Origin of the sequence: Vibrio sp. 10N.261.51.C6 (assembly GCF_041471785.1) — a bacterium.
GTDB lineage: Bacteria > Pseudomonadota > Gammaproteobacteria > Enterobacterales > Vibrionaceae > Vibrio > Vibrio crassostreae_C.
Window position 1 is genome coordinate 1 of the sequence record NZ_JBFRPB010000131.1, and the last position, 9213, is coordinate 9213.

General features: G+C 42.0%; 8 protein-coding genes and 1 pseudogene. 7 read left to right on the forward strand and 2 right to left on the reverse strand.

Annotated elements, in window-relative coordinates:
* The 3 genes from pdxY to AB4375_RS21480 form a co-directional block, all read left to right on the forward strand.
* A partial coding sequence (gene pdxY / locus AB4375_RS21470) for a pyridoxal kinase (protein ID WP_372052493.1) occupies nucleotides 1–576 on the forward strand: 576 nt, incomplete at its 5' end.
* A 213-nt stretch (nucleotides 577–789) separates the two neighbouring features.
* A complete protein-coding gene (locus AB4375_RS21475; RefSeq protein ID WP_017060058.1) occupies nucleotides 790–1962 on the forward strand; it encodes a patatin-like phospholipase family protein in 1173 nt (390 codons plus the stop codon).
* A 17-nt stretch (nucleotides 1963–1979) separates the two neighbouring features.
* A complete protein-coding gene (locus AB4375_RS21480) occupies nucleotides 1980–2405 on the forward strand; it encodes a hypothetical protein (protein ID WP_017060059.1) in 426 nt (141 codons plus the stop codon).
* Between the two features lie 445 nt (nucleotides 2406–2850).
* Here the strand turns inward: AB4375_RS21480 and ltrA are convergent, their stop codons facing one another.
* A complete protein-coding gene (gene ltrA, locus AB4375_RS21485) occupies nucleotides 2851–4323 on the reverse strand; it encodes a group II intron reverse transcriptase/maturase (protein WP_372052494.1) in 1473 nt (490 codons plus the stop codon).
* Between the two features lie 234 nt (nucleotides 4324–4557).
* On the reverse strand, nucleotides 4558–4701 hold the full coding sequence (locus AB4375_RS21490; protein ID WP_162497971.1) for a hypothetical protein: 144 nt from the start codon (nucleotides 4699–4701) through the stop codon (nucleotides 4558–4560).
* 505 nt (nucleotides 4702–5206) lie between these two features.
* On the opposite strand from AB4375_RS21490, the gene AB4375_RS21495 reads away from it, so the two are divergent.
* The 4 genes and pseudogenes from AB4375_RS21495 to AB4375_RS21510 all read left to right on the forward strand — a co-directional run bounded on the left by AB4375_RS21495 (nucleotide 5207) and on the right by AB4375_RS21510 (nucleotide 9003).
* On the forward strand, nucleotides 5207–6898 hold the full coding sequence (locus AB4375_RS21495; RefSeq protein ID WP_372052496.1) for a cation:proton antiporter: 1692 nt from the start codon (nucleotides 5207–5209) through the stop codon (nucleotides 6896–6898).
* A gap of 268 nt (nucleotides 6899–7166) precedes the next feature.
* Complete coding sequence (locus AB4375_RS21500; protein WP_241823397.1) at nucleotides 7167–7481, forward strand: hypothetical protein; 315 nt, start codon at nucleotides 7167–7169, stop codon at nucleotides 7479–7481.
* Nucleotides 7482–7658: 177 nt separating this feature from the next.
* Nucleotides 7659–8009 (forward strand): hypothetical protein, encoded by a 351-nt coding sequence (locus AB4375_RS21505; protein ID WP_017069615.1) that lies wholly within the window; start codon nucleotides 7659–7661, stop codon nucleotides 8007–8009.
* Nucleotides 8010–8099: 90 nt separating this feature from the next.
* Nucleotides 8100–9003: pseudogene (locus AB4375_RS21510) on the forward strand (IS5 family transposase).
* The last annotated feature ends 210 nt before the right edge of the window (nucleotides 9004–9213 follow it).

The window sequence follows — 9213 nt, forward strand, 5'->3', positions numbered from 1 at the left end:
GAGTCGGTTAATTTAGTTAAAGAAAAGAACCACAGTGCACTCTATGTTTGTGACCCTGTAATGGGTGACCCAGATAAAGGTTGTATCGTTGAGGATGGCGTTAGAACCGCCATTACTAAACACTTGCTTCCTATTGCCGATGTTATAGTGCCAAACCAATTTGAACTAAGTGAATTGACCGGCATTAAAATCCTCTCCCTTTATGACGCGGTTACAGCATGTAAGAAAGCATTGGAGCTTGGTCCAAAGATGGTGCTCGTGAAGCATCTTCACTCATTATCCGATGACGCGTTCAGTATGATTTTAGCAACGAAAAAGGCATGTTATTTAGCCCAACGACCGAACATTGAATTTGCTCAACAACCGGTTGGTGTCGGTGACCTTATCTCTGGCCTGTTTACCGCAGGGTTAATAAAGAGAATGTCTCCCGTAGCTGCATTCCGACATGCAAATAACGCGGTCTATGGTGTGTTGGAGCTAACTAAAAGCTATGGCACTTGGGAGCTACAAACAATCAATGCACAATATGAATTTGTAGAGCCTACCCACGATTTCAACGTGGTCAAAATCGGATAGAGCGTTTAACTCCGATAGTGGTGGAGGGTGTACCTATTCGATGGGTCGCATCCTACAAACGAGATTACGAGCTAAGACTAAACCTAGCTATATTACTCCCAGAAAGAGACGGACTTCACTTTATCCCTATTTATTAACTTCTCTGTTTATAGCTGTTCTTTTGATTAAACAGAGTTTCTGAATCATTTTAGAGAACATTAAATGAGCCTAATTATGAACCGTCTAATTTCCTCGGGTTTTACCGTTGCTTTGTCATTACTTGTAGTGGCATGTAGCTCACCCCACACGTTGGATGTACGCGTACACAAAGACAATTACAAAGAAGTGGTTGTAGAAGAAGCGATATCAGTAAAAGAGCCATTGCGTATGTGGGCGAGTGAGAACCCAGACTTCTTATACTCTCCAATCGATCAAACAACGCCAATTAAAGTGTCAGGTGAGCAACTAAATATCTTAGCTTTGTCAGGAGGCGGCGCGAACGGAGCCTTTGGAGCCGGTATTTTGATAGGGCTGGAAGAATCTGGCCAATTGAAAGACTACTCAATAGTTACTGGCATCAGTGCAGGAGCGCTAATGGCACCATTTGTATTCATCGGCGGAGATGCATTTCCGAAGATGAAGGAGGTGATGTTAAACATCAATGACAAATCAGTGCTCGGCAAAAAGAACTTTTTAAACACCGTGTTTAAAGATGCTTTTACTGACGGTAAAAACTTGAATCAATTTATCGCTCAGGCGTTCCCTGAACCGATGATCGAGCAAATTGCTGCGCGACACCGCAACGGTAAGCGTTTGTTTATTGGTAGCACACACTTTGATTCTGGAGAGCTTGTCATTTGGAATGTGGGCGCAATTGCAAATAGTGACATGCCAGATAAGTCTGAACTTATATATAAGGTTTTAGCAGCAAGTGCTTCTATTCCTGGAGTCTTCCCACCGCAGTTTATCAATGTGAAGTACGAAGGTAAAAGTTATGAAGAACTTCACGTCGATGGTGGTTTAGCCGCTCAAGTATTTTTCAATCCATCTAACTTCGACTATCAGCAGATCTCAGATGCTCTTGGGTTAGAAAAACCACCACAGCTCGATGTTATTCGAAATGGAGCACTGAAAGCGCCGTACCACTCGCTGAGAGATAAGGGTCTAGATTTAGTAGCAAAGAGCGTATCAAGCCTGACTCTTGCTCAAACACGTGGTGATTTATATCGAATGAAATACATCTGTGAAATCAACAACATTGATATGCAATTTACTTACATCGAGCACGACTTTGGTTACGCCAAACGAACCAAAGACATGTTTGATGAACACTATTTATTAACCATATACGAATATGGTTATCACAAAGCAACTCAGGGCAAACCTTGGGTAACAGAATTACCTTAATTTAGGGATATCGTAAAATGAATAAAACAGCTTTAGCGCTACTTATCATGGCAACGTCTAGCGCTGCCATGGCACAAAATGTGACCTCAATGGAACAGCAAAAAGTCGATAACGACATGCTACAACTGGCCGACGTTCAACAAGAAGCGGCGTTGTTCATGGTTGAAGAAAATTCAGACTACGTGGAGATTGACTACATTGGTCAGTGGGTTGACGTGAACAATTACGTCACACACAAAGAAGCTAAAGAACGCCAGCTACAAAAGACCACCAAGAAATACATTTACTCGCAAACAGGTGAAACTCTAGAATCCATCGAGCAGCGAATTGCTGAGCATATTCAAGTGGACCAACCTAGATATTTCAGTGTCGATGTTTACCGTAATTACCACGGTGATTCTGGGGACTTTAACTATCTAGCTCGAGTTATCGAATACATTTAAGTTATTCGTTTGACATCAACGATAAAACCTACTCAGTTGGAGTATACAGTAAAAAATATGTCTATTTGCGTGTGAGTGAGTGACAGCCCCTTACTGGCAATGCTTCTTTTGGATCTATAAAGCGTACATACTATGTATAATGGTGTGTACGCTTTTTTATCCCTGAAGGCTTAGCAAGGCGATGGTCTCACTGCGTGAAGACCATCATCCTGCCAAAAGGGTATTTAAGGGAATGATGGTAAAGTAAAATAATAAAGCCACTCCTGACGCTCGCACAGCTCACTACTCGCTAGGCATTTATGATTTTTCTTGACCATCCGCTGAAACACGTTTTTGTCGAGTAGACGACACTTGTTACCAAGTGCCGCCCCTCTAAGAACCGTACGTGCAACTTTCACTGCATACGGCTCAAGCCTCCACTAAGGCATCATTGATACCCAGCAACTTATAAAGCAGTCGAAGCAGGTTCGTTCCAAGAGTTACGAGCTAGCCTTTTGGGTTTTCTCTTCGCCAAGTATTCTTGGTATTGAGGGTCAAAAGGGGTCGCAGCACTCCTAATTTTCACGTGTCTTTCGATAGGCACTTTCGCTATTTGGAACAGATTGAAGTGACAGTCCATGTTCATGATTTTCTGCCAACCGTGAAATTGCCACTGGCCTTTACGATTGAGGAAGTACTTATGAACAACCCAGTCTTTGGACTTGGTTGGATGACGTCTAACTGCCCAGTGCCATAGCGCTTGGAATAGTTTGTGGCCGACATACCCGAATATTTGTTTAGCAACACAGTGGCGATAGTAATTCGCACATCCCCTGAGTTTCGGATTTATCAACTTGATAAGATCGTTAACAGGGATGGTTGCGTGCTTTTTAATGAGTTCTCGTAGATTTCTCAAGAATAACAACGTGTTGGATTTGCTCGGCTTGATGAGCAATTTCCCTTTGTACTTCCTGTGATTGAAGCCTAGAAAGTCAAAGCCATCATCAATATGAGTGATCTTCGTTTTCTCTTCGGAGAGGGCTAACCCTCTTTCTGCCAAAAAGCCAGCAATCAACGGTTTGATATCGTTCACTAGCACTTCCTTTGAAGAGCAGGTGACCACGAAATCATCCGCATAACCAATAAAGTTGGCCCTAGCACCCATTTTCAGAGCTGTAGATTTTATTTGTTGCTCTATTCCCGCGAGAGTCATTAGCATCAAGGTTGGAGATATTATTCCACCTTGAGGTGTACCCTCATCGGTATCATAGAACAGACCCTTATCCACATAGCCAGACTGTAACCATTGCTCTAACATACGTTTATCTACCGTGATATTGTCCATAAGCCATTGATGCCCGATTTTGTCGAAGCAAGCCTTAATATCTCCCTCAAGAACCCATTTCGCTGATCGCTTTAGAGCCAAACATTTGAAACACTGACTGACGGCGTCAGCCGTACTGCGATTTGGCCTAAACCCATAGCTATTGAGGTCGGCAAGCGTTTCGGACACTGGTTCTAATGCTAGAAGGTGGAGGGCTTGTTGCGCTCTATCAATCATGCATGGAATACCCAATGGCCTGAGCTTACCGTTCTTTTTGGGGATGTAGATACGTTTGAGTGGTTTTGCAGAGTAAGCCTTGCGGCTCAGTTGATTGACTGCTTTCATACGGCGTGCATCTGTGTTCCAGATGACACCGTCTATTCCAGGCGTTTTACTGCCTTTATTCTGAGAGACTCGCTTAACCGCAAGAAGCTTGGCTGAGCGAGAATGAGTCAAGAGCCACTGTAAAGACTTCACCTTACCGTGTTTCTTTTCTCTCGTTGCTTTTGCGATACGCATTTGAAGCTTCAATACGTGTGCTTCAACGGATTTCCAGTCGATGGACTGCCATTGAGCGCCGTCAGAAGATGCACTAATCTCTTTCGAGATCACCATTTGCTTTTCTCCTTGAATAAAGTTCTTCAAATTCTCTCGCAATGGGAGACCAGTCGGAAGTGGGCTCACTTTCGTGATCAGACATAAGTCTGTATCTGCATCATTACAATGCAGCTTTCGCTTTTTCCGACCTCCTATACCTGCATCACTATCGGCCACAAAGGCTTTCCCAAAGGGAGTGATACAGGCTTACCCTGTTCCGTATGTTACGTAAAATGTCAGCTTAGATGCCCACTATAGTGCGGAGAGTACGGCGACCACGAAAAAGTACTGTCCAACCTCTTTCCAACTCTCATTGCCTTTTGGCCACAGCGTATTAACCACTTCCGCTGCTTCATCATATAACGCACCTTGAATGGATTCACATACGTTCATCATACTGACTACCTAGCACTTACCCGAATTGTGGTTTTCAGGAGGAACGTCCTCTCACGATTCTTTTCCCACTCAGCCCAACGGCCAAGTTTCGTTACATTGTCCGAGCCGCTGCTTTATTCAGGCTCGTAGGTTCATCTGGTGATACAGATGGTTCACTCGTTAAGCGGTGAACAACGCTTCATACGACCTCAGGTCGCACGGACAGAAGTGAGTTGCGAACTAAAACACTCTCTGACTTTTCGGTTTTCTAAGGTATTTCAACCATGCGACCAGCAGACATGGAGGTGGCCAAATTCACTTATCCACTACAGTCCAGTTCCGCTGGTTCAGATCACTAGCTTATTTCGATGATTTTACCGCGAGTTCAATGGACGGGTTAAATCCATCAAATGCGAGTTAGATTTGTCATGTTGCTCACCTATAATGACTTTGCACACTTTTTCGTGCCGTGTATTTACATCCCCAGTTTTCAAGATAAATACGCATTATATTTAATGAGATATAAATGGATACTTATTTACTTCCTGCAATAACTGCTCTGTCAATTATCACCCTAAGTGTTATCTTTTTCTCCCGTATAGGTATGGGAACCATCGTGGGTTTTATCGTTGCCGGAATCTTACTTGGCCCTAATACTCCTGGTCCTATTGCTGCAACAAACATTGAAGCAATTCAGAGTATTGCAGACTTTGGTGTGGTGCTATTTCTATTTACCCTTGGCTTAGAGATGAAACCCAAGCAACTTTGGAATATGAAAAAATCTATTGCTATCCAGGGTATTGGGCAAGTATTAATCACATCGGTCATATTTTCATTTCTGGGTACTCTAGTCGGCTTAACATGGGAAGTTGGTTTTGTTATTGGTGCGATATTCTCACAATCCTCTACAGCTGTGGTGATGACCCTTCTTGAAGAAAAGAGGCAGCTAAACAGCCCTCATGGTAAAAACATCTTCTCCAATTTGATGGCCCAGGATATGAGTATTGTGCCGATAATGGCATTAATCCCGATGCTAGCTCATCAACAAAACACACATGACCACTCATTACTTTATAGCGCGCTGATGGCAACCGGCTTACTGGCTACTATTTTTCTCATTGCTCGTTATATATTGCCTTTTTGCTTAAAAATTTGTGTATTTAACGACAACAAAGAAGGTTTCTCGTTATGCCTATATATGACAATTTTTATAACAGTGTGGCTTTCAACCACTGCTGGCATGTCTGAAACATTAGGGGCATTCGTGTTGGGTATGCTGTTATCCACATCTGATTTTAAGTTCATGCTAGAAGAAGTTGTGTCGCCATTTAAAAAAGTATTAATGAGCCTGTTTTTTCTAGCCGTTGGTATGTCGATACAACCAAACATCATTTTTGATGATTTAGGCAATATATTGCTATGGCTATCAGCGGTATTAATAGTTAAAACCATTGTGTTCATTGTACTGGCTGTGATCGATGGCAAAGGTTTGCCTATCGGAATTAAAACCGGCTTTGCATTAAATCAAGTCGGGGAGTTTGCCTTTGTGTTACTGGGCGTAGCGACTACCTCAGGGGCGTTAGATACCCATAGTGCACCGGTGGGTTTTATTATTATCAGTATCAGTATGGTCATCACCCCTTTAATGAATAACCTTGGTAACAAGCTTGTCAAACGGTATTTATCTAGCACAATAACCGACGGTAACAATACCCCTATATTAGATAATGAGCTCATTATTATTGGTCTAGATGAGGTTGGACGCTTAATTGCTTTATTAGCCGAACGCGCAGGTATTAGTTACACCGCTTTTGACAATGACTATGAATGTGTAAAAAGAGGCAAGTCATTGGGATTAAATGCTCATTATGGGGATATTCTTAATCGTGGCATTCAAGATAAAGCCCGTTTAACCGAGGCCAAAGCAGCATTTATTTCGATTACCAGTTCGTCACTACTCAAAGAGATTGCGTTAAAATTAACCCAATATGAACACTTAGATATTTACGCACAAACAAATACGAGGGAAGATGAATTGTTTTTAAAACAAAATGGGATTAAATATGCCGATTCCATTTATATAGAAAGTACTTTGCAAAGAGGTAAAGAACTATTAGTTAATTTTGGGTTTTCAGAGCAAGACGCCACTACCTTGATTAATAAAATCCATGAAGACATGAAACAGAAAAAAGATGATAGCCTAACAAATAAGGATTAAACGCTGCGAAGCCCTGAGGAATTCCAGGGTAAGATCGCGAACGTTTTTTGAACACTTAAGTCGATCGATTTGAAGATCAACCGTCATTCCGCAGCTAGTTCCAGATTTAAATTAGTGTGATCTAGCGATCATTAACTCATTGCGTGAAGTGGAAACACTGGTCAGGTACATAGAGGTATACCAACAACTCTCATATGGGCAAGCTCTAGCTGATAACGTTATATTCGGATACCGATTACTTAGACTGTTTGGAGTCATACTCTTTTGCTTGAACAAACAGATAGCTAGCTCGCTTACTCGTTCAAGATCTGATGCAAAACAGCTTGCTGAATACTTTGGTGAACATCAAATAGTTCCCATCCGAGAAGGGGCACTTGATGCCGAACACCATCAAGTAGTTCTTACAATGATCGCGCAAGAATGCTTGTATAACTCAGACCTCTTTGAGCCTAGTGATGAGCACCATGACTCAGAATGGCAACACTTAATAGAGGCCTACTTCCGTGTAGCAGACTTTCCTCCTAGAAAAGGTGCGCGTACGAAAATCGTAGTGGAAGCAATTCAAACCCTCAATCTAATGTAAATCATATAAAACATGGCGATTTAGGCTAATTCCTAAGTCGCTTTTTTGTCCCAAACCTTGCTGAATTATCACTCAATATAGTATTGTCGCAATTTGTGCTTCGCTTTGATGAGTGCACCCTAGCTTAGATATTGAGTTAGATTTTTCTGTGAGTAATATAGGCCACCGAAGAACTAGATGAATAAAGTCAAGTCGATCACAAAGTTACGTTTTATTAAAAAGAAGCTTCACTTGCTTTATCAACAGCATAAGTTAGAAAGGACACTTTATGAGCAGTATGTCATAGAGTTTTCCACTCTCACCAAAAAGGCACAACTAGGTTCGCTAAGTGCTGAAGATTATCACACTATTTCAACTTATTTTAATGCCTTTTCAAATTACTCCAATCGTTTAAAAAAGAAGAAACCATCGAAAAAACAACGAAATAAACGCCTTAATGCTAAATCACCAAGAACTAATGGAAAACCTCAGTGCTCAAGAGAGCGCTCTACAAATAGTTGGGTATCCGTTGTCGGTGGGTATAGATAGAGTTATGTGCGCGGCGTTGTTGCCTAAATTAGTTGAACCTTTTCCAAGTCCTGTGATCTGATCATTTGAAACGATTGGAATGGTGGTGATATGGGTAAAGCAAACAAGAAGATAACTAACTGGACGGAGTACAATAAGGCTCTTTGTAAACGTGGTTCGGTTACATTCTGGATAGATGATTCAGCCGTAGATGCATGGCGATGCAAAACTCATCATGGTAAGCCTGGGAGAGGCTTTCAGTACTCTGATACAGCGATTGAAACTGCCTTGATGATTAAGGGCATCTTCTCTCTTCCTTTACGTGCTCTTCAAGGCTTTATCGACTCTATCTTTGAGCTATTAGATGTTCCACTAACGTCCCCTGACTACACCTGTATCAGTAAACGCTCGAAGACAGTTCAGGGCAAATATCGCAATAAATCGAGAGGGGCTATTCGCCATATAGCCATTGATTCTACTGGCCTCAAAGTCTTTGGTGAGGGGGAGTGGAAAGTGAAAAAACATGGTACAGAAAAACGTAGGACATGGCGCAAACTGCACTTAGCTGTGGATGTGGATGTGGATACTCACGAAGCGATTAGTGCGGAAGTCAGTCTTGTAAATGTAGGCGATAGTGAAGTGTTACCGACGTTACTCAACCCACTACGTAGAAAGGTCGCTGCCGTATCCGCCGATGGAGCATATGACACAAAAAATTGCCACGAGACTCTGAAAAATAAAGGCTGTACTCCGTTAATACCGCCTCGAAAGAATGCAGCTCTTTGGGAAGACGGTCATCTCAGAAACAAAGCGGTAATGGCTCTGAGAGATGGAACAATATCGGAATGGAAAACAGAGTCTGGTTATCACTATCGTTCAATATCTGAGACTGCTATGTCCCGATATAAAGGACTAACAAGCGATAAATTGAGCTTGAGATGTTACAACGCTCAAGTGGGCGAATGTCAAAGCGATTAACAAAGTCATAGGACTAGGTATGCCCGTTAGAAGCTAACGGCTAGCTACATATGGTGTCGTTGATCTTCAAGCTGATTTGATTAACAACGCCGCCGTAAGCCAGTAAAACAACGGTAGGTAGGTTGTCGTTCTTGAAGTGGAAACACTTAATTGAAATTAATTTCGAAAATCATCTACTTTTGCCGGTTTAAGATAAATATATTTAAACCAATCACTTAAGGTGTAAATTGCACTTCAAAAACTATGC